The organism is Pseudomonas sp. UV AK001, from assembly GCF_046097675.1.
Lineage (GTDB): Bacteria > Pseudomonadota > Gammaproteobacteria > Pseudomonadales > Pseudomonadaceae > Aquipseudomonas > Aquipseudomonas kribbensis.
The window spans coordinates 157957-178612 of record NZ_JBJUVZ010000007.1; the positions used below are offsets into that span (position 1 = coordinate 157957).

Annotated in this window: 16 protein-coding genes; all 16 read right to left on the reverse strand. The window is 55.9% G+C overall.

Annotated elements, in window-relative coordinates; genetic code table 11:
- Positions 1–42: 42 nt before the first annotated feature.
- The 16 genes from ACKLNA_RS19740 to hisC all read right to left on the reverse strand — a co-directional run bounded on the left by ACKLNA_RS19740 (position 43) and on the right by hisC (position 20647).
- On the reverse strand, positions 43–4920 hold the full coding sequence (locus ACKLNA_RS19740) for a glycoside hydrolase family 99-like domain-containing protein (protein ID WP_408986825.1): 4878 nt from the start codon (positions 4918–4920) through the stop codon (positions 43–45).
- A gap of 4 nt (positions 4921–4924) precedes the next feature.
- A complete protein-coding gene (locus ACKLNA_RS19745) occupies positions 4925–6292 on the reverse strand; it encodes an ABC transporter ATP-binding protein (protein WP_408986826.1) in 1368 nt (455 codons plus the stop codon).
- A complete protein-coding gene (locus ACKLNA_RS19750) occupies positions 6282–7100 on the reverse strand; it encodes an ABC transporter permease (protein WP_085612176.1) in 819 nt (272 codons plus the stop codon). The genes ACKLNA_RS19745 and ACKLNA_RS19750 overlap by 11 nt, the downstream gene beginning before the upstream one ends.
- 117 nt (positions 7101–7217) lie before the next feature.
- Complete coding sequence (locus ACKLNA_RS19755) at positions 7218–8225, reverse strand: glycosyltransferase family 2 protein (RefSeq protein ID WP_408986827.1); 1008 nt, start codon at positions 8223–8225, stop codon at positions 7218–7220.
- Between the two features lie 356 nt (positions 8226–8581).
- Positions 8582–9544 carry a UDP-glucose 4-epimerase family protein gene (locus tag ACKLNA_RS19760; RefSeq protein WP_408986828.1) on the reverse strand — a complete coding sequence of 321 codons (963 nt, stop codon included), beginning with the start codon at positions 9542–9544 and terminating at the stop codon, positions 8582–8584.
- Positions 9541–10464: a glycosyltransferase gene (locus ACKLNA_RS19765; protein WP_408986829.1), complete on the reverse strand. Its 924-nt coding sequence runs from the start codon at positions 10462–10464 to the stop codon at positions 9541–9543. Before ACKLNA_RS19765 ends, ACKLNA_RS19760 begins: the two co-directional genes overlap by 4 nt.
- Positions 10465–10522: 58 nt before the next feature.
- Complete coding sequence (rfbA, locus tag ACKLNA_RS19770) at positions 10523–11413, reverse strand: glucose-1-phosphate thymidylyltransferase RfbA (protein WP_408986830.1); 891 nt, start codon at positions 11411–11413, stop codon at positions 10523–10525.
- Positions 11410–12303 (reverse strand): dTDP-4-dehydrorhamnose reductase, encoded by an 894-nt coding sequence (rfbD, locus tag ACKLNA_RS19775; RefSeq protein WP_408986831.1) that lies wholly within the window; start codon positions 12301–12303, stop codon positions 11410–11412. Before rfbD ends, rfbA begins: the two co-directional genes overlap by 4 nt.
- Entirely contained in the window at positions 12300–13376 is a 1077-nt protein-coding gene (gene rfbB, locus ACKLNA_RS19780; RefSeq protein WP_408986832.1) for a dTDP-glucose 4,6-dehydratase, read from the reverse strand. Before rfbB ends, rfbD begins: the two co-directional genes overlap by 4 nt.
- A gap of 230 nt (positions 13377–13606) precedes the next feature.
- Positions 13607–13846: a lipopolysaccharide assembly protein LapA domain-containing protein gene (locus ACKLNA_RS19785; protein WP_408986833.1), complete on the reverse strand. Its 240-nt coding sequence runs from the start codon at positions 13844–13846 to the stop codon at positions 13607–13609.
- A gap of 27 nt (positions 13847–13873) precedes the next feature.
- Positions 13874–14170: an integration host factor subunit beta gene (ihfB, locus tag ACKLNA_RS19790; protein ID WP_007950920.1), complete on the reverse strand. Its 297-nt coding sequence runs from the start codon at positions 14168–14170 to the stop codon at positions 13874–13876.
- Positions 14171–14321: 151 nt separating this feature from the next.
- On the reverse strand, positions 14322–14600 hold the full coding sequence (locus ACKLNA_RS19795) for a hypothetical protein (protein WP_408986834.1): 279 nt from the start codon (positions 14598–14600) through the stop codon (positions 14322–14324).
- Between the two features lie 206 nt (positions 14601–14806).
- Positions 14807–16492 carry a 30S ribosomal protein S1 gene (gene rpsA, locus ACKLNA_RS19800; protein WP_007950918.1) on the reverse strand — a complete coding sequence of 562 codons (1686 nt, stop codon included), beginning with the start codon at positions 16490–16492 and terminating at the stop codon, positions 14807–14809.
- Positions 16493–16612: 120 nt separating this feature from the next.
- Positions 16613–17302, reverse strand: coding sequence for a (d)CMP kinase (gene cmk / locus ACKLNA_RS19805; protein ID WP_007950916.1), 690 nt, complete (start codon positions 17300–17302; stop codon positions 16613–16615).
- Positions 17299–19506: a bifunctional prephenate dehydrogenase/3-phosphoshikimate 1-carboxyvinyltransferase gene (locus tag ACKLNA_RS19810; protein WP_408986934.1), complete on the reverse strand. Its 2208-nt coding sequence runs from the start codon at positions 19504–19506 to the stop codon at positions 17299–17301. Before ACKLNA_RS19810 ends, cmk begins: the two co-directional genes overlap by 4 nt.
- Before the next feature lie 28 nt (positions 19507–19534).
- Entirely contained in the window at positions 19535–20647 is a 1113-nt protein-coding gene (gene hisC, locus ACKLNA_RS19815) for a histidinol-phosphate transaminase (protein WP_408986835.1), read from the reverse strand.
- Positions 20648–20656 lie beyond the last annotated feature (9 nt).

Sequence of the window (20656 nt, forward strand, 5' to 3'; positions counted from 1 at the left end):
ATCAGACTACAAGGCCCGCCAGCAACTGGCGGGCCTTCTGCTCTAAGCGTGGGGCAACAGGCGATCACGCAGGGCCTTGATGCGAGCCTCGCAGATCCGGTAAGACTCGCTAGCCAGCAAGTCCGCACGCTGTTGCTCATCAGTCAGCGCAAGCGTATGAGTATCGCAACCGATCCGGTGAATGTAATCGCCGATAAAATCACAGGAACGCAGTGACGCCCAATCCGTACCGTCGCGCGTGAACAACTGCATGGTCAGATAGTAGTCTTCCATGTACTTCATATCATCGAAGTAGGTGACTGCTTCCAGGTCGCACTTGTTCAGATCGAGCAGAAAACTGTGCAGCGGCGCGTGGTTATGCTCGATGAAATCACGGTAGTTATCACCGTAATCGTAAATCTTGTCACGCTTGACGATGCAACCCGTCGCCGAATCCACCATGGTGGAGTAGACACGTGCAAAGGTTGCATTCTTGCCACTGGACTTGATCTGTTCCAGTTGTGAGCTGTAAGCCGTCGGAAACAGCATGTCGTCATAATCAAGAAATGCTGCATAACCACTGCCGACTGCCTTGAGCGCATCGTTCAACATCAACGAACGCAAATCCGGCGCTTGCTCCGTCGAGAAGTAACGGCGAATCACCGGAGCACAATGCTCATTCCACGGCAATTGAGCGAGCTGCGCTTCGAGTATTGCGATTTCCTGGTCATCCATATCCTGGATAGCCAGAACAGGCAAAACCTGACTACCGGACTGAGCGATCAACGAAAGAAGTGCATTGATCAGCGATGCACGGTCACCACGACGGTGGTAACGCACGATGGTCGATACCGTGTCGAGCGATGATCCGTGGATGCCGTTGTCCGGCAGCAGTCGGAAACATGAAGCCTCACAGCAGATCTTGTAGCCGATCGTCGGTGCAGTCGGACGCAACTCCATGCAGGCAACCTGATCAGGCTCGATACTGAAGTTGACAGTACTTTCGCCCTGCACAAACGACGGATCGTTTCGCAGACTGGCCGACACGGAATACCCCTTGTGCCGCTTGGCCATTTTCAACAACGACTCAATGGCCGTTGCAGGGAACAGGCAAATATCGCTGAAGCGCAGCGTGAAGTCGGCTTCGCCAGGCGCATGCACGGAGACATTCACACCTTTTGCCTGTAAAGCTTGCTGAAGCTCTGCGTTTTCTACAGAAACCGAGCAAGCCTTGAACGCATCTGAATTGGCAAGGCATGCCAGGAACTTGCGGCTCGACTCCGGCTCAGCCTCCAGGCGTGCCACTGCTTCAGGTGTCAGCACCACATTCAGCTTCATTTCTGCCGGCAGGACACAATCGGTGGTCGCCGAAAACGACTGGCCGGACAACGCACGTCCGATGGAGTTGAGGTAGCCGTAACCAAAGCGGGTATCGGGCTCAAGATGCGCCCCCTCAGCCCATTCGTTCCAGGCGTTTACCACTACGTAGCGGCGATCTTCCGGCAGGTTCCGCTCGGAGTAATCCACCAGAAACTCCATCCAGCTCTGGAATTTTTCCGTAGTGAAGTGGTTAAGCACGTACGCCCGGTTACCGTAACGAGCGGTGTTATCCCAGGTTGGAACCAGCGACCGGAACAGCGTGAAATCCTTGCCCAGATCCTGCCCCATGTAGTGATCGGCAACTTCACTGTAGTTAATGACGTTACCTTCCAGAGGCCAGTAAGGGCGCAACTGGCTGCGAGTGTCTTGTACAGCATCGGCAGTCCAGTCATGCAGTACCCGCTCGACGGCAGAGTCCATGCCATGGTCTTGCGGATTTGTCGCACCGCGCGTCAGCGTCGCCACCATATATGGCGCCTTGAGACCCTCGCGCTCGCACTCTTCGCGCCAGACAGCCAGGTATTCATCGATATGCTCGATCGACGACGGACGATACACGTGCAACATCGGACGTCCATCTACTTTGATATAGCGCTCGTCTTTGAAGAACGGGATGAGATAGCGAATAAAGCCACGGGCGTCCTCTTTCGAATAGACCTGCCCCAGCAGTATTTCCGCCTCGTTACCATCCCAGCGGCGAGTCCAGTTCTCGTTCGCCCAGCAGAAACAGAACGGCATATTGATCTGCTGATTATCCAGCAGCATCTGTGCCGGCTTCTCGAGGATCATTCTGCCAGTGAACCAGTAATGATAGAAAATCAGGCCGTGAACACCTGACTTCTGCATCATTTCGGCCTGCTGCTCCAACCTGGCCGGGCCGTCCAGATGGTAGTAACCGATGTCCTCGTGCGGGACATGTTGCTGGTAATGACCGTAGAACAACGGATTGGCCGAACGGACTTTGTACCACTCGGTAAATCCGGCTCCGTGCCACTCATCATTTTCAGGCGTAGGGTGGAACTGCGGCAGGTAATAGGCCAGCACTTTGACAGTGTCGTGGCTGATGCAGGCCGAGTAATCTTCCTGTGGCTCGTAATAATCCCGAGGCTCGTGCGAAATCTGCGGAGCTTCCAACTGATAGTTACGTCCCTCACTGGTGGTCGTATTGACCAGTACCAGACGTTCCAGCGAACGACTCAGCAGATCACCGGCAGCGGCGTCTTCGTTACTCGCGAAGTGCGAGAATTGCAATGGCAGTTGCAGCAGATCACTGATGGTGCCAACCCGTGCCCAGAACAGCCCGACTCGAGGGAATTGCGCACTCGGGAAAGTAGTCGCATCGATCTCGCGGTACTTTTCCAAAGCCGTGGCAATCACGTTTCCGGCATCAGTCCAGCCAGCCTGGTGGTAGATGACAGACTCAGGTCGGGTATCGACGGAATACACAACCTTCGCGTCCCCACCGAGCAATTGAAGAATCTGCCCGACATTGGCAGGGGAACCGCATAGAAGCTCCAGGCGCTCTTTCCCCCCCGAACCGTCTTCGTTATCGGCGCTACCGGCTTCATCATGGAAGTGCGCTATTACGTCGTACGCTTTCAATCGACTGCCGAACTGGACAATCAGCGAAGCAATCGCTCCAACCTGGCCTGGGATGACTTCAACGACCAACTTGCGCAACAGAGGTACTGCTGCGCGCAACGCTCTGTCATCAAACTTCGAGCTATCGCTGCCGCTGCGAGAAATGAACAGATCGAATTCGACAGGGACATTCTTGAGACAACTGAGCCAATGCCCCGACAATTGCTCACCGCTCAAATGAAGATGAACGGCAACCATTCCAGGCGCTGTTGTTGGTACCTCTGCCAGGTAAGGATCCAGGTAGTAAGGCACCACTTTGAGTAGTTCGTACTCAGTCAGCGCTGCATCGCCAAGCGGTTTGGAAACCTGGTTCAACGCCAGCCGCTTCTGGCTGAGCTTGAGCTTGCGAACTGCAATAGCCAGTGCATGACGCAGACCGCCACGGCGGGCCTCGCGTACGAAACGGCCCAGCAATGCGGGTTGTTGCGCAACCAGATTCAACAATTGCACGACAAGGCGTTGACGACTGAGCTTACGGGAAAGATGGTAATTACGACCTTTGGTGTCGTAGATCGAACGGCCCTCATAGTAACCGTGCCGCAAATAATGTATCAGCGGGTTGATGCGACGCAGGCGCACATCCTGATAATTGTCCAGGTACGCTTTAGTGGAAAAGGCGGCCGAAGGATCGCGCCCTTCACGCCAGCCTTGCTCAATATAATGCTGCAACGGATTGACGCCCGCCGCCCGAACATCTTCGTAGGTACTGAGGTAGTAATCGGCATCGAACAGCTCGCTCTGAGCCGGATGATCATCTCGATAGCGAAGACCGAACCGCTCTGCAATATGCGAGACAAGGGATTTGAGCAAAAAGCGACCAGAAGAATAACGACGCAGGTCAGCCTCGAGGCTCTGAATTGATTGCTCCGAGTCCAAAAGGGACGTCTTGAAAGCACCATATTCGGTTTCGAGCCAACGACGGTGTCCGTCGAGGTTCGAGTAATCGACCTTCAACTCGTCGTGTCGTTTCTCGAGTTTGCCGTAGTCGGCGGCAAGCGTCGTGATGCTCTGTTCTTTGAGCCTCAGTTGCACATTCAGATCAGCGTTACTTTGATCGAAACGACGCATGAGTCGATAGGCAGGCAAACGCTCGTTCATCGCCTCGCAAAGGCTGTTGACCGTGCTGACGACCGCTTGGTCATCTGCACGCTCATCACGCGAGAGCTCCAGAAGCAGAAGGCTGAGATTCAAGACGTCGGCCGGTACAGCGGAATCTTTTTTTAGCTCGTCCAGCGTAAAGCTGTTGTGCTGCAGCGACCGCTGGAGAAAGTTGCTCTGATATTCCAGGAACTCTGGGCCCTGCGGATCAAACGGCAACCCCAGCGACTCAGACATGCGTCGCAGCTGCTTTTCGGGCTCCTGAAGCATCAACTCGTAATTTACAAAAACGCGCGATGCGCCCTGGCTGTATTTCAAACTGAACAGCATATGCTCAAGCCAGAGAAAGTAGCCTTTCTCAACTTCAAACTCGTTCCGCTTGACCAACGAATGCGCAACATTTATCGGATTACGGAAAGCAATGACATAGCTGACCTGCAGACCCAGCTCGGCAAAGATCTCCTGCCAGAATGGCAGCAGTCGGGACATTCGCGGATCTTTTACGCCGAAACACTTGATCTCACTGAGCTTCTCGCGCAGATGCTCGATTGCACGCGCTTTGTGGTTCTGCGCGACCGGCGAGTCCAGCTCTTCCCGGCGGATAGGAATCAGGCTGTCCCAGCTGTGCCCCAGATCAGCCAGCAGCTCTTCGTTGTAAGCAGTGATGGTTGCGTCTTCAAAAAAGCCTTTTTCGTTATTGCCCGACTCGGCAGGCAACAGGTTATCGCCCAGATCGACACCAAGGACTTTCAAACCACGCGTAATGGCACTCGTACCGCTCCGGTGCATGCCCAAAACTACGACTATTTGTTTATGATCCATAAGATTAATTATGCTCAACACTTGAAATGGTAAAAGCTGGGATACATTTGAAATCGACTGTTCCGGTTGCAGTGATCGCAGTCTCCGGCAGAACGCGAAACAGGCAGGCATCGATCAAACGATGCAGATAGGTCTCCGCTTCCCCTACGACACCGACCACCCCTGAGTTGAGGAAATACGTTCCGGGGTTCAAATTGCACTCAAACTTGAATTCAACATCGACTTCAGCTTCAGCAGCCACGTAGGCGATGGCGTCCTGAGCGCTCGCCGCGCTCGCCGCCCCACCGATCTCGATACCGGCGAGCGTTTTGATCATCATGCCAAAGCGTACAGCCCCCGCCCCCGTCGAAAAAGCTACGCGATAGGTATAACGGTAGCTGTCACCGCGCTTGAGGCAGTTAACCTGTTTACCGGCCGCATTGAGGATGCGCGGCTCGCTGATCAGAACACCATGAGATTCGTAGGACATCACACTTTTGGAAACGATATGAGGATCGAAGTACTCCTCAAGTCCGTTGTCCTTCGCCTGTGACGCCTCGACTGCCACCTCGGTGCGCTTGGCCTCCCGCTGGAGTTCAAGGCGCTCGAGTACACCGGTCTTGATCGATTCGCGGATTTCCGCAACCTTGTCCGCAGGCGCATACAGCAGCTTCTGGTACTGGCCGACAATGACCTTGGGCACACCTTCGGCGAGCTTCTCTCCCTTATCCAGCAGAATCGCCCGCGTACACAGTTCGATGACGGCACTCCCGGAATGCGACACAAACAGAATGGTCGCGCCACTGGCCTTGATCGCCTCGATCCGCGCGAAGCATTTACGCTGGAACAATTCATCGCCGACCGACAACGCTTCATCAACAATCAGGATTTGCGGGTCAACATTGATCGCCACGGCAAAAGCCAGGCGTACCATCATGCCACTGGAGTAGGTCTTGACCGGCTGATCGATGAATTCGCCGATTTCCGCAAAGGCTTCGATCTCGGCAAAACGGGCTTCAGTCTCGTCTCGTGTAAGGCCAAGTACGGCAGCATTCATGTACACGTTTTCGCGACCACTGAATTCAGGGTTGAATCCGGAACCCAGCTCCAGCAAGGCTGCGACACGACCGTGAGTCATGATGTCGCCGTGTGTCTGATTGAGCGTGCCGCAAATCATCTGCAAAAGTGTCGATTTACCGCTACCGTTTCGCCCGAGGATACCAACGGTCTCGCCTCGGTCGATGGTGAACGAGACACCCTGCAGGGCCCAGAACTCACGAAAGTATTGCTTGCGTCCGCGTGCGAACATCTGCATCAGCCGATCTCTCGGCTTGTCGTAAATATGGAAACACTTACTCAGGTTGTTGACGGCAATGGCGGTATTAGAGGACATCGGCGAACCCTTTACGCGTTTTTTGGAACCACGCAAATCCTAGCCAAAAGACAAGAGCTGCAGCGATATAGTAGAAACCAAGGTGAATCAGACTCGGCAGTTCGCCCCTGAAGAGCAGCGCCCGGGTATCTTCAATTGCCGGGGTCAGGGGGTTCAAAAAGAGCAGATGTCGGTATTCTTCAGGCAGCGCCGTGATCGGATAAAAAATCGGTGAAAGAAACATCAGGACGGAAGTGCAGACACCGATGATCTGACTGACATCTCGCAGGTACACGCCCATTGAGGCGAGAAACCAAACCAGGCCGACAACAAAAATGATCAGAGGAGCCAGAAATACCGGGAGCAACAGAATGGTGTACTGAAGCTTTCCGAAGAAAATCAGATAAGCAATCAGCCAGACACTGAGACTGACGAGAAAGTGAAACATAGCCGCGCCCAGCGTAACCCATGGAAGTATTTCCAGCGGGAACACCACTTTCTTCACGTAGTTGACGTTGCCAATAATCAGTCCCGGGGCTCTGTTTATACACTCGGCAAACAGATTGAAAACGATCAGACCCGCAAACAACATGAGCGCAAACTCGGTTTTCGAGCTGCTATCGACGCTCCATCGGGCTTTGAACACGACGCTGAATACGAATGTGTAAATCACCAGCATCACAATCGGATTGAACAGTGACCACAGCATGCCCATGATCGACCCGCGATAACGCCCAACGATCTCCCGCTGCACCAGCGCCCGGATGAGACCTTTGTTGCGCCAGATGCTATTGAGCATCTCCTTTGGCGAAGCAGAAAAGTTCAGCATTGTCTCAAAACCTCAATAAATCCGAGGGAGTTTAAATTCCTCAGCAAACTCTCTCGTCCTGCCATCACTTGAATTACCACAACACTCTTCCTGAAAGGGGCCAAGTCCGACTGCGTATCAGATTCCATTGAATACCGCCGCCAAAAGCAGCCCAAGGTTGCCCCATAAGGATTGCCGGTAGACACCAGATCGCCGTAACCACATGATCCGGGCCAATCCGCGAGAACTTCGTGCCCGCTGAAACAGATCCAGCCTCATCCGGTTTTCTTCATTCAACTGGAATCTGGTCGACTCCAGCGCCGCAATATTCTTTTGATTCCACCCACGGAAACGACCGCGGAACTGCATCCGTATTCTATTCAATTGCGCCATCAGGCCCGATGTAGAGCCGATGAGGTTTGCTTCGTGCTGCCTGTAGAGAATGGTTGGACAAACGTCGTAAGTGACTCGCCCTCCAGCACCTGAAACGAGGAGATACGCCCACCAGTCATGCGAAACGATGTCCAGACTGGGGCCTGCCTGCAGGAACAGCTTACGGGCGGCCTGATTGAAGACCATTGTGTTGCCCCCTCCCACGCTTTGCACTAGCGCATTGGCAAATCCGACGGGACGCTCAAACAGAGGAGACAAACCTATGGGTGCCCCCTCCTCATCGATCAATTCGGTCCTGCCACAATAAAGAGCCGGCTCCTGTGGAGGGGTGCCCTGAAGCTCGCACAAGGCGCGCTCCAGCTTGTTTTCCTGCCAGATATCATCCTGATCGGCCCAGGCATAGAAATCGGACTCGATGGATTGGTCACAGGTCAGCGAAAGGAAGTTGGCGGCGTATCCACGTCCCGGTCCCTGGCGAATCGACAGTTTGCCCTCCCCCCAGCGCTCGGCGTATTCGCGTAATAATTCCAGGGTAGAGTCGTCAGAACCATCATCTGACACCACGACAAACCAGTGGGGATAGCTTTGGCGCGCAATGGAGTCCAGTTGCTGTGCCAAAAAACGTTCGCCATTGAAGGTGCACAACAGAACGGCAACACGTCCGGAAGGACCACCTGGTTCCTGCTGAAGCCGGTCGACAATGCGGTGATCCGGACTGCTGTTTTGAACATCCGGGAAAAGAGGGGCTACCACCGAGCACTCCGTTGCTTAAAGGAGAAAATTTCACCTGTGCCGATTCGTTCAACACGAGCGAGCATTCGACGGGCAACGAAAGCGCCATCGGAACGGCTCATGCGCCACTTCCAGCTGCGCAAAATTTGCAATTATAACGACGAAACATTGTCATTTGATAGCCCAGTGACATTATCGCTTTGCAAACGCTGGAAGCAGGACCGTCAGCCCCGACAAGACATGGATAACGTGAATATTGCAGATGAGCGCCGCGGTGGCGGCGCGTAGGGTATCAAGCCGCCATCGTTAGAAAAAGGGTGGCAGTTTGCCAATGTCGAAGTAGCAGGCAAAGGTCATCAACGGTCAAACATCTCCACTCAAGTACGCTGCCGCGAGTGATACTGGCACGCGGTTCGCTTCAACGCATCATCGACGCCAATGACAGGCGACCATCCCAACCTATCGATGGTTTTACTGATATCGACCTGCAACGACCCACACAATCGCTGCGCGAGATCAGCACGACCGATCAGCGATGCGCCCATCTTCAATACCCAGGAAGGAATCGACAGCAAGCGAGGCTTTACACCCAGGGCACTCGCCATGCGCCTGAGCAATTGAGTGGTGGACAAGTCTTCTCCATCACTGACCAGAAAGGTGTTTCCCGCCGCCTCTGGATGACTGATACAGACATTGAGCAAATCCACCAGATTCTCAAGCGCAACAAGGCTGCGATGGTTATGTATCGCCCCAAGCGGTAGCGGAGTACCACGCTCAAGCCAGCGCATCATGCTCAGGAAATTGGCCCCGACACCGGGGCCGTAGACCAATGGCGGCCGGATGACGACAACCTCCATACCTGTCTCGACGCTGATTGCTCGCAAGGCGTCCTCTGCTTCGCTTTTTGATAGGCCGTAAGGATCGAGCGGTGCCGGCACATCGTCCGCCTTGAAGACAACTCCCGGCAGGGTCATTTCACCATTGACCTTGATCGAACTGACGAAAATGAATCTTTTAACGCCTGCTTCAGCTGCACTGCGAGCCAGACGAACAGTCCCTTCGACATTGGTTTTGCGAAACCGCTCAAGAGCCCCCTCTGCCGACTCATTCATCACATGCACTCGCGCAGCACAATGAACAACCACATCAATGCCAGCCAGAGGAGGTAGCAGGGCCCTGTCCCCCATGTCAAATGCCACAACCCGGCATAGACCACTCAACCTCGTTTCACCGCGCACAGCAGCAACAGGACTGAATACCTTGTCGCGCAGCAGTCGAAACACAAGCGCCTCTCCGACAAACCCGGTCGCGCCAGTCACCAAAACTTGAGTACCGATCATTTAGCCTTGCTTCCAACCAGCGCCGTAGCCCAACAGATGCAAAAGAAAAACAGCTTGTCTCGTGCTCTGCGCCGACAGTCTCTTGCACTGAACGAGAGCCTTATCAGTTGACGGCGCCCCAAAGGCAGCCAGGGCTCGACAAATGAATTGCGCTCAAGCCCCACCAGCCGAACGATCTGCCTGACCTGAGAAAACCACCACCCGTCATGAATGGTCTTGTAGCGCATGATCAGAGAACCGATGCCGGCGTTCGCGCCTACCTGATTACTTTCATGCTGGCGATAATCCATGGAGGGACGCGCGTCGATGAACCAGCGAAATCCACGACTACGTGCGAAAGAGTAAAAATACCAATCGTGCAGACTGACATTTTGCAAGTCGCTCCAACTGCCCAGCATAGCGGTCTTGAGTGGACGCATCAGCTCACGAGTGAAGACGTATGTACATCCCGGCCCAGCGGCCTCGAACAGGAAATCCCAGGAGGTCTGGGGCTGAGCCTTGTCCAGCAGTTGCGTGCGACCATCCGGCCAGAACGCGACAACATTGCTGGAGTAGGCATCCACGCCTCGCGCCTGAATTTCGCCGATCGCCCTCTCGAGCTTGTCCTGATACCAGACGTCATCCTGATCGGAGAACGCGACGTAGTCGTATTCTTCGACGGATACATCACGGATCAATCTGAAAAAGTTGCGCGCGGCACCACCGAACGTACCGACACCAGGGAGCACATGAACACTCTGGTGCCTGGCCGCACAGGCCAGACACCAGGCTTCGGTACCATCAGTCGAGGGATCAACACTGATATAGACGCTCAGGTCTACACCGGATTGCCGAAGAATCGAATCGAGTTGCTCTTCGATCCACTGCATTCCATTGAAGGCCGCCAGCAAAACCGCAACCTTGGGATGTTTTACTGGCATAGCTTTCCTGCTTGCACCGATTTTGACTTTCTCACTCGAAAACGCTTTGTGATTCGAATCAGTGAGAAGGCGAGTCCAGCAACTTCTGCAGGTATTGACCGTAGCCCGTCTTCTTCAAGGCATCAGCTTGCTCAGCCAGCTGATCGGCGGTGATCCAGTCGTTGTGGTACGCAATCTCTTCCAGGCAGGCCACTTTCAAACCCTGACGTTGCTCAATGGTATGAACGAAGTGACTGGCTTCAAGCAAAGAGTCGTGAGTACCTGTGTCCAGCCAGGCAAAGCCGCGACCGAGCATCTCGACATTCAGCGATTTTTGCTCCAGGTAGGCGCGGTTCACATCAGTGATTTCCAGCTCTCCCCGCTCGGAAGGCTTGATGTTCTTTGCGATCTCCACGACTTGATTGTCATAGAAATAAAGACCTGTAACCGCATAGCTGGATTTTGGCTTCAGTGGCTTCTCTTCAATACTCAACGCGCGACCGGACGCATCAAATTCCACAACACCAAAACGCTCGGGATCAGAGACGTGATAACCGAATACAGTCGCGCCGTGCTGTTGAGAGCTGGCCGAACGCAAGTTGTCAGAGAAGTGCTGACCATAAAAGATGTTATCGCCCAGGATCAGACAGCAAGGATCCTTTCCGATGAATTCTTCACCGATGATGAAGGCCTGCGCCAGACCGTCCGGGCTTGGCTGCTCGGCATAAGTCAGCTTGATTCCGTAACGACTCCCGTCGCCCAACAATTTGCGGAAACAAGGCAAATCTTCCGGTGTTGAAATAATAAGAATTTCACGCATCCCGGCAAGCATCAGCACTGACAGCGGATAAAAGATCATCGGCTTGTCGTAGATCGGCAGCATTTGCTTGGAAACACCAAGGGTCAACGGGTGCAGGCGCGTACCCGAGCCTCCGGCGAGAATGATGCCTTTACGATTTGTCGTGGTCATTTATTAAGAACTTCCCTAAGCATTCGGGTTACACCACTTTGCCAATCCGGCAAGTGTAGAGAAAAATTGTCACGCAGCTTCCGAGTATTCAAACGTGAATTCAGAGGCCGACGAGCGGGGGTCGGGTAGGCGGTTGTATCAATGGGATTGATCGCAGCGACAGCCAACTGCTCGCCGTGGCTGCGGGCAAACTCGATGACATGTCTCGCATATCCGTGCCAGGAAACCTCGCCACTCGCGGCGAGGTGATACAAACCTGCCAGTTTCGGCTGCTGCAGCACCTGACGAATTGCCAATGCCGTGACATCGGCAATCAGATCAGCACCTGTCGGCGCTCCGACCTGATCGGCAATCACGCTCAGTGTTTCGCGATCCTTTGCCAGTCGCAGCATGGTTTTGGCGAAGTTATTGCCGCGAGCACCGTATACCCAGCTCGTGCGAAAGATCAGATGCTTGCAACCGGACGCCGTGATTGCCTGCTCACCAGCGAGCTTGCTCACACCGTACTGATTCACCGGGGCGACGGCATCACCCTCGCACCAAGGCGTGGAACCCTCGCCACTGAATACGTAATCGGTCGAATAGTGAATGAGCCAGGCATCCAGAATGAGAGCCTCCTCAGCCATCAGCCGACTCGCCTGACTGTTGACACGATCGGCCAGTTCAACGTCGGACTCGGCCTTGTCGACTGCGGTGTAAGCCGCCGCGTTGACAATGACATCAGGCTTGAGCTGACGAATCGCCGCACGCAACGCGTCCAGATTCGACAAGTCTCCACACAAGCCATCGACGGCATGACGATCCAGTGCAACCAGCTCGCCAAGCGGCGCGAGGGAGCGCTGCAGCTCCCACCCTACCTGGCCATTTTTACCCAGCAGGAGAATTTTCATGCCTTGTTCGAACGATCTGCGTAGTTCTGGTCGATCCACTGCTGGTAGCTCCCGCTTTTTACGTGAGCAACCCATTCAGTGTTATTGAGGTACCACTCGACGGTCTTGCGAATGCCGGTTTCGAAGGTTTCTTCCGGCGCCCATCCCAACTCTCGCTGGATCTTGCTGGCGTCGATGGCGTAGCGCTGATCGTGACCCGGACGATCCTGGACATAAGTGATCAGACTTGCATGGGGGCGATGTGGGGAATCCGGACGAAGCTCATCAAGAAGCGCACACAGCGCATGAACGACTTCGATGTTCTGCTTTTCGTTGTGACCACCGATGTTATAGGTCTCGCCAATAACACCTTCAGTTACAACCTTGTACAACGCACGGGCGTGATCTTCGACATACAGCCAGTCACGAACCTGATTGCCTTTGCCATAGACCGGCAGCGGCTTGCCTTCCAGCGCATTGAGAATGATCAGCGGGATCAACTTCTCAGGGAAGTGGCAAGGACCGTAGTTGTTGGAGCAATTGGTGACCAGTGTAGGCAGGCCATATGTTCTGGCCCAGGCTCGCACCAGGTGATCGGAGCTCGCCTTGCTCGCCGAATAGGGCGAGCTCGGCTGATAGGGCGTGGTTTCCGTGAAGAGATCTTCAGGACCCTCGAGATCTCCGTAGACTTCGTCGGTGGAAATATGATGGAAACGGAAGTTGGCCTTGCGCACATCATCCAGTGCCGCCCAATAATGCCGCGCAGCTTCCAGCAACGTGTAAGTACCGATGATGTTGGTCTGAATGAATTCGGATGGACCGGAAATGGAACGATCGACATGAGACTCTGCGGCCAGGTGCATGATCGCATCCGGTTGGTGCTCAAGCAGGACACGGTCGATCTGTTCACGATCACAGATATCGATGCGCTCAAACGTGTAACGCGAGTCTCCACTGACTTCAGCCAACGATTCAAGGTTACCGGCATACGTCAGTTTGTCGACGTTGATCACTGCGTCGGCAGTACTGGAGATAATATGACGGATGACTGCAGAACCGATGAATCCGGCACCGCCGGTTACTAGAATTTTCACGCGAAACCATACCCTTGAGTTGCTGACAGAGCCGCCAACCCAGCACTGTCTAATCCATGAATGCAAAAGCCGTCAATTCAGACGCGGCCTCTGACGGAGTCAGTCTGATCCAATGAGCGGAATACCCAATGATCGACGAAGGGCAGCATTTTACAGCTTAATGAACGTTTTACTAATGGATATGGACAAGCTGCGGCTAAAGCTGACACTCCTTCTCTTACATGTCGCAATCAGACAAGGTGCCTGCGTGAAGGCCTGGATGCACGTCTCAAAATCCAACCGATGACCGGTCCGATCAGCATTCCCGCCAGCAATGCACAAACTGCAACAACCGAAACTGGAAGTTGCGGCCCGACCCACCCGAGAAATAACAACGACACCGATTGCTGATTTTCAAGAACGAATGCAAGGATCGCCAATACAACCAATAGTATAAAAACAGAAAGCACCGCTCGCTTGAAGTTACGCATGAGTGGTCTCTCCAGTATCGATGACAATCAAGCGCCCTCCTCCTCTTCCTCATTCACGCGATCACGCAACTCTTTGCCTGGCTTGAAATGCGGAACGAATTTCCCGTCAAGACTGACGGACTGGCCGGTCTTTGGATTACGACCAACGCGTGGCGCACGATAGTGCAGAGAAAAGCTGCCAAAACCACGGATCTCGATACGATCCCCCGTGGCCAGACACTGGGACATTTGCTCAAGCATGGTCTTGATGGCCAACTCCACATCCTTGGATGAGAGCAGCCCCTGATGGGTGACAATTCGTTCGATCAACTCCGACTTCGTCATATTTTTCCCTTCTTTTTCAAGCAGCTAGATCAGCGCTTGAAAGGTTTTAGCACGCCCTGAAGGTTTTGAACAGCCCAGGGCTTGACATATCTTTCCGCTCGCCGAAACACCCATTTTCAGGGCCTCGGATCGCAAGCACGCCAACGCTCACTCACCGACAGATCACCAGCATGGTTCGAGTGGCGTAGCCGGCAGGATTGAAGCCAAAGGGAAACTCGTCCTCATCCCGGGCATCATCAGATCGCGTAATTACCTTATAGCCCGCACCCTTGCATTCCTTGGCCGCGCGCTTCTGGCATTTCTCCCAACCCGAACCCAGGCCGGAGCAGTCAACCTCAATACCACTGACGCCACGCACCGCATGAGTCTTCGCGCCGGTAGTACAACCCGCCAACACCAAGACACCCAACAGAACTAAAAACTTGTTCATTCACATCCTTATGCCAGGCATCCGCCCGACTACTGCGATCTTCAGACTAAGCCTAGACGCGAATAGACGTTTGATCCGATTAAAGAAACAGACCACCTTGCAAAGGGAATGGTTTCACCGAGACAACACACAGCATGACGCCACACCAAATCACAGGCACAAAAAAGGGCGACCGAAGTCGCCCTTTTTTAATGATCAGACAGAACTCAGTTCTGTTTGGCCATTGCTTGACGCAGCAGTGCCGCCATAGTGGTGTCAGCTGCTTCGCCTTCCGGAGCTGCTTTCAGGCTCTGGATGGCTTCTTTCTCTTCAGCATCGTCTTTCGATTTGATCGACAGCTGGATTACGCGGCTCTTACGATCAACGCTGATGATCTTGGCTTCTACTTGCTGGCCTTCTTTCAGAACGTTGCGCGCGTCTTCAACGCGGTCACGGCTGATTTCGGAGGCTTTCAGAGTCGCTTCGATATCGTCGGCCAGAACGATGATGGCGCCTTTGGCGTCAACTTCTTTCACGGTGCCAGTAACGATTGCGCCTTTGTCGTTAACCGAGACGTACTCGGAGAACGGATCGCTTTCCAGTTGCTTGATACCCAGGGAGATACGCTCACGCTCCGGGTCAACCGACAGGATAACGGTGTCCAGCTCGTCGCCCTTCTTGAAACGACGCACGGCTTCTTCGCCCACTTCGTTCCAGGAGATGTCGGACAGGTGAACCAGACCGTCGATGCCGCCGTCCAGACCAATGAAGATACCGAAATCGGTGATCGACTTGATGGTGCCGGAGATCTTGTCGCCCTTGTTGAACTGGCCAGAGAAGTCTTCCCATGGGTTCGACTTGCACTGCTTGATGCCCAGGGAGATACGACGACGCTCTTCGTCGATGTCCAGAACCATGACTTCCACTTCGTCGCCGACTTGTACGACTTTCGAAGGGTGGATGTTCTTGTTGGTCCAGTCCATTTCCGAAACGTGTACCAGACCTTCAACGCCTTCTTCCAGCTCAGCGAAGCAGCCGTAGTCGGTCAGGTTGGTTACACGAGCGGTAACGCGAGTGCTTTCTGGGTAACGGGCTTTGATAGCAACCCACGGATCTTCGCCCAGTTGCTTCAGGCCCAGGGAAACACGATTGCGCTCGCGATCGTACTTCAGAACCTTGACGTCGATCTCGTCGCCAACATTGACGATTTCGGAAGGGTGCTTGATACGCTTCCACGCCATGTCGGTGATGTGCAGCAGGCCGTCCACGCCGCCCAGGTCGACGAATGCGCCGTAGTCGGTGAGGTTTTTGACGATACCTTTGACTTGCTGGCCTTCCTGCAGGGATTCCAGCAGAGCTTCACGCTCGGCGGAGTTCTCGGCTTCCAGGACGCTGCGACGGGAAACGACAACGTTGTTGCGCTTCTGGTCCAGCTTGATGACCTTGAATTCCAGCTCTTTGCCTTCCAGGTGCGTGGTGTCGCGCACTGGACGGACGTCAACCAGGGAACCTGGCAGGAACGCACGGATGCCGTTAACGTCGACAGTGAAGCCGCCTTTAACCTTACCGTTGATAACGCCCTTGACCACTTCCTCAGCTGCGAAGGCTGCTTCCAGAACGATCCAGCATTCAGCGCGCTTGGCTTTTTCACGGGACAGCTTGGTTTCACCGAAACCGTCTTCAACCGAGTCCAGAGCAACGTGAACTTCGTCACCGACGTTGATGTTCAGTTCGCCAGCGTCGTTGTAGAACTGCTCCAGAGGGATCAGTGCTTCGGACTTCAGGCCAGCGTGAACAGTTACCCAGCGAGCTTGGTAATCGATATCAACGATAACACCGGTGATGATGGAGCCTGCCTGAAGGTTCAGGGTCTTTAGGCTTTCTTCAAAGAGTTCCGCAAAGCTTTCGCTCATTTTAATTCCTGTTGATTAGGGCGAAAAATACGCCCGTCTCCACATCCCAGACGATGCGGGTCAGTTTCATTTAAAGGAAGCCACCGCAGGACTATGACTGGTCCCCTGCGGCCTTCCTGGTCACCCGGCGATATCGCGAATGGCGATCTCGCTCATGATGCGTTCCAGCACCTGATCGATGGACAACTCCGTGGAATCCAGCTGTATGGCGTCGGCCGCCGGTTTGAGCGGGGCCACCGCTCGCTGGGTATCGCGCTCGTCACGCGCACGGATCTCATCTAGCAGACTCGACAGACTAACACCCTCGACTTTGCCCTTCAACTGCAAATATCGACGGCGCGCCCGCTCCTCGGCACTGGCGGTCAGGAAAATCTTCAGCGGCGCATTCGGAAATACCACCGTGCCCATGTCACGACCATCGGCCACCAGGCCGGGTGTTTCCTGGAACGCGCGCTGGCGCTGCAGCAGCGCCTCGCGCACAGCCGGCAACGCAGCCACCTGAGAAGCGCCAGAACCGACGCTCTCGGTGCGGATGACATCGCTGACTTCATCACCTTCCAGAATGATGCGCTGCAACTGACCGTCGGTCGCCGCGATAAACTGCACATCCAGATGAGCGGCCAGCTTCTTCAACAGCTCTTCATTGGTCAGGTCGACACCATGGTTGTGCGCTGCAAACGCCAGCAAGCGATACAGCGCGCCGGAATCCAGCAGGTTCCAGCCCAGACGCTTGGCCAGAATCCCGGCTACGGTGCCTTTGCCCGAGCCGCTTGGCCCATCGATGGTGATGACCGGAGCAATGTTGTTCACGACTGAGCCTCTTGCGCCACACGAATGCCAACCTGCGCGCACAACGCCAGGAAGTTCGGGAACGATGTTGCGACGTTGGCACAATCATGGATGCGGATCGGTGCAGTGGCGCGCAACGAGGCCACACTGAAAGCCATCGCGATACGGTGATCGCCATGACCATGCACTTCGCCGCCGCCGATCTGGCCGCCGTCGATGATGATGCCGTCCGGAGTCGGTTCGCACTTGACGCCCAGCGCCAGCAAACCGTCCGCCATGACCTGGATACGATCCGACTCCTTGACCCGCAGCTCTTCGGCGCCGGTCAGCACCGTACGCCCTTCGGCACAGGCTGCCGCCACGAACAGTACCGGGAACTCGTCGATGGCCAGAGGAACCAGCGCTTCCGGAATCTCGATACCTTTGAGTTTAGCTGCTCGCACGCGCAAATCGGCAACTGGCTCGCCACCCACTTCACGCTGGTTTTCCAGGGTGATGTCGGCACCCATCAGGCGCAGGATGTCGATCACACCGGTACGGGTCGGGTTGATGCCGACGTGCTCGAGCACCAGTTCCGAACCCTCGGCGATCGACGCCGCCACCAGGAAGAACGCCGAAGACGAGATGTCGCCCGGCACTTCAATGTGGGTCGCAGTCAGCTTGCCACCGGACTCGACCGATGCCGTCGCACCGTTGACGCCCACCGAATAACCGAAGCCGCGCAACATGCGCTCGGTATGGTCGCGAGTCGGAGCCGGCTCGGTGACGGTGGTCTTGCCTTCAGCATACAGGCCCGCCAGCAGCAGGCAGGATTTCACCTGGGCACTGGCCATCGGCATGGTGTAGGTCAGGCCCTTGAGCTTGTGACCGCCACGAATGGTCATCGGCGGACGACCGTCGGCAGCGGTTTCGATCACGGCGCCCATTTCCCGCAGCGGGTTGGCCACACGGTTCATCGGGCGCTTGGACAGCGAAGCGTCACCGGTCAAGGTGCTGTCGAAGTCCTGCGCGGCCAGCAGGCCGGACAGCAGGCGCATCGAAGTGCCGGAGTTGCCCAGATAGATCGGGCCCGGCGCAGGCTTCAGGCCGTGCAGGCCGACACCGTGGATGGTCACGCGGCCGTGATGCGGGCCTTCGATGACCACGCCCATGTCGCGGAACGCCTGCAAGGTCGCCAGGGCGTCTTCGCCCTCGAGGAAGCCTTCGACTTCGGTGACACCTTCAGCCAGGGAGCCGAGCATGATCGAACGGTGGGAAATCGATTTGTCACCCGGTACGCGAATCCGACCGGACAGGCGGCCACCAGGTTGAGCCAGGAAGATCAGATCGTTGGAATTCATAGCGTCCACATAGGCCCTGCGGGCCAGGATTTTACTGAAATGCTCGCGGGCAACCCGGGCGCGCGTGAAGACGCCCAACAATTGGTGCCCATCCCCTGCATCGACCGCGTCGCGCAAGGCGTCGAGGTCGCTGCGAAATGTATCGAGTGTGCGCAGGACAGCCTCGCGGTTGGCGAGAAAGATGTCATGCCACATGACCGGGTCGCTTCCGGCGATTCTTGTGAAATCACGGAAACCGCCCGCAGCGTAACGGAAGATCTCAAGGTTTTCATTGCGCTTGGCCAGCGAATCGACCAGACCGAAGGCCAGCAGGTGCGGCAAATGACTGGTCGCCGCCAGCACTTCATCGTGGCGCTCGACCTGCATGTGCTCGACATCGGCACCGAGTTCGCGCCACAAGCGATCAACCACCGCCAGCGCAGCCGGATCGGTCTGCTCCAGCGGGGTCAGAATCACCTTGTGACGACGAAACAGCTCGGCATTGGAGGCTTCCACCCCGCTCTGCTCGGAGCCGGCAATCGGATGGCCCGGCACGAAGCGAGCCGGCATGCCGCCAAACGCTTCGGTCGCCGCGCGTACCACATTGCCCTTGGCGCTGCCGACATCCGTCAGGATCGCCTGCCCCAGATCCATGCCGGCCAAGCGAGCCAGCACTTTTTCCATGGCCAGGATCGGCACCGCCAACTGGATCACGTCTGCGCCCTGGCAGGCAGCCACCAGATCGTCTTCACAGCGATCCACCACACCCAACTCGACCGCCAGCTTGCGTGATTGCGGGTCGAGATCGACCCCGACCACTTCGCGGCACACACCGCTTTCACGCAAGCCTTTGGCAAACGAACCACCGATCAACCCCAGACCGACCACCACCAGGCGCCCGATCATAGGTGCAGCAGATTGCAGCGCAGTGACATCACCCACGAGCCAGAACCTTGCGCAGCGCTTCGAGGAAGCGACTGTTTTCCGCCGGCAGACCGATGGTCACCCGCAGGTGGTTCGGCATGCCGTAGTTGGCCACCGGACGTACGATCACGCCTTCACGCAGCAGCCCCTGGAACACCGGAGCCGCCACCTGACCAAGATCGACGCAGATGAAGTTGCCCTTGGACGGAATCCAGCTCAGGCCCAGCTCGCGGAAACCCGATTCCAGCTGTTGCATGCCGGACTCGTTGAGCTGACGGCTCTGCGCCAGATACTCCTCGTCCTTCAGCGCCGCACACGCGGCTGCCAGGGCCAGGCTGTTGACGTTGAACGGCTGGCGCACACGGTTCAGCACGTCTGCCACGACCGGCGTGGACAAGCCATAGCCAACACGCAGCGCCGCCAGGCCATAAGCCTTGGAGAAGGTGCGCGAGACCAGCAGGTTCGGGTAAGCCGCGAGGAAGTCCAGGCCATCCGGCAGATCACTGCCTTCGGCGTATTCGATGTAGGCCTCGTCCAGCACCACCAGCACATGCTCAGGCACGTCCTGCAGGAACTCGTCCAGCGCTTCGGCGCCGAACCAGGTACCGGTCGGGTTGTTCGGGTTGGCGATGAACACGACGCGCGTGTTGGCGTCGATGGCCGCCAGCATCGCCGGCAGGTCATGCCCCCAATCCTTGGCCGGAACGACCTTCGCCTGGGCGCCGACCGCCTGGGTCGCGATAGGGTAGACCGCGAACGCGTGCTCGCTGAAGACCGCATTCAGGCCCGGCGCCAGATAGGCGCGCGCCACCAGCTCAAGAATGTCGTTGGAGCCGTTGCCCAGGGTCACCTGGTTCAGCTCGACACGGCACCGCTCGGCCAGCAGGGACTTCAGGGCAAAACCGTTGCCGTCCGGATAACGGGTCAGCTCGTCCAGCGCTTCGCGGATTGCGGCCAGCGCTTTCGGGCTCGCGCCCAGCGGGTTTTCGTTGCTCGCCAGTTTGACGATGCTTGCCGGATCCAGGTCCAGCTCGCGAGCCAGTTCGTCCACGGGCTTGCCCGGAACGTATGGCGAAAGTTGTTGCACGCCCGGCTGTGCCAGAGCGAGGAAGTTGCCACTCATTTGCTACCG

Bases quoted from the DNA above. Each gene is read 5' to 3' on its own strand.
- ACKLNA_RS19740 (WP_408986825.1), bottom strand. From the start codon at position 4,920: ATGGATCATAAACAAATAGTCGTAGTTTTGGGCATGCACCGGAGCGGT.
- ACKLNA_RS19745 (WP_408986826.1), bottom strand. From the start codon at position 6,292: ATGTCCTCTAATACCGCCATTGCCGTCAACAACCTGAGTAAGTGTTTC.
- ACKLNA_RS19750 (WP_085612176.1), bottom strand. From the start codon at position 7,100: ATGCTGAACTTTTCTGCTTCGCCAAAGGAGATGCTCAATAGCATCTGG.
- ACKLNA_RS19760 (WP_408986828.1), bottom strand. From the start codon at position 9,544: ATGATCGGTACTCAAGTTTTGGTGACTGGCGCGACCGGGTTTGTCGGA.
- ACKLNA_RS19765 (WP_408986829.1), bottom strand. From the start codon at position 10,464: ATGCCAGTAAAACATCCCAAGGTTGCGGTTTTGCTGGCGGCCTTCAAT.
- rfbA (WP_408986830.1), bottom strand. From the start codon at position 11,413: ATGACCACGACAAATCGTAAAGGCATCATTCTCGCCGGAGGCTCGGGT.
- rfbD (WP_408986831.1), bottom strand. From the start codon at position 12,303: ATGAAAATTCTCCTGCTGGGTAAAAATGGCCAGGTAGGGTGGGAGCTG.
- ACKLNA_RS19785 (WP_408986833.1), bottom strand. From the start codon at position 13,846: ATGCGTAACTTCAAGCGAGCGGTGCTTTCTGTTTTTATACTATTGGTT.
- ihfB (WP_007950920.1), bottom strand. From the start codon at position 14,170: ATGACGAAGTCGGAGTTGATCGAACGAATTGTCACCCATCAGGGGCTG.
- ACKLNA_RS19795 (WP_408986834.1), bottom strand. From the start codon at position 14,600: ATGAACAAGTTTTTAGTTCTGTTGGGTGTCTTGGTGTTGGCGGGTTGT.
- rpsA (WP_007950918.1), bottom strand. From the start codon at position 16,492: ATGAGCGAAAGCTTTGCGGAACTCTTTGAAGAAAGCCTAAAGACCCTG.
- ACKLNA_RS19810 (WP_408986934.1), bottom strand. From the start codon at position 19,506: ATGATCGGGCGCCTGGTGGTGGTCGGTCTGGGGTTGATCGGTGGTTCG.
- hisC (WP_408986835.1), bottom strand. From the start codon at position 20,647: ATGAGTGGCAACTTCCTCGCTCTGGCACAGCCGGGCGTGCAACAACTT.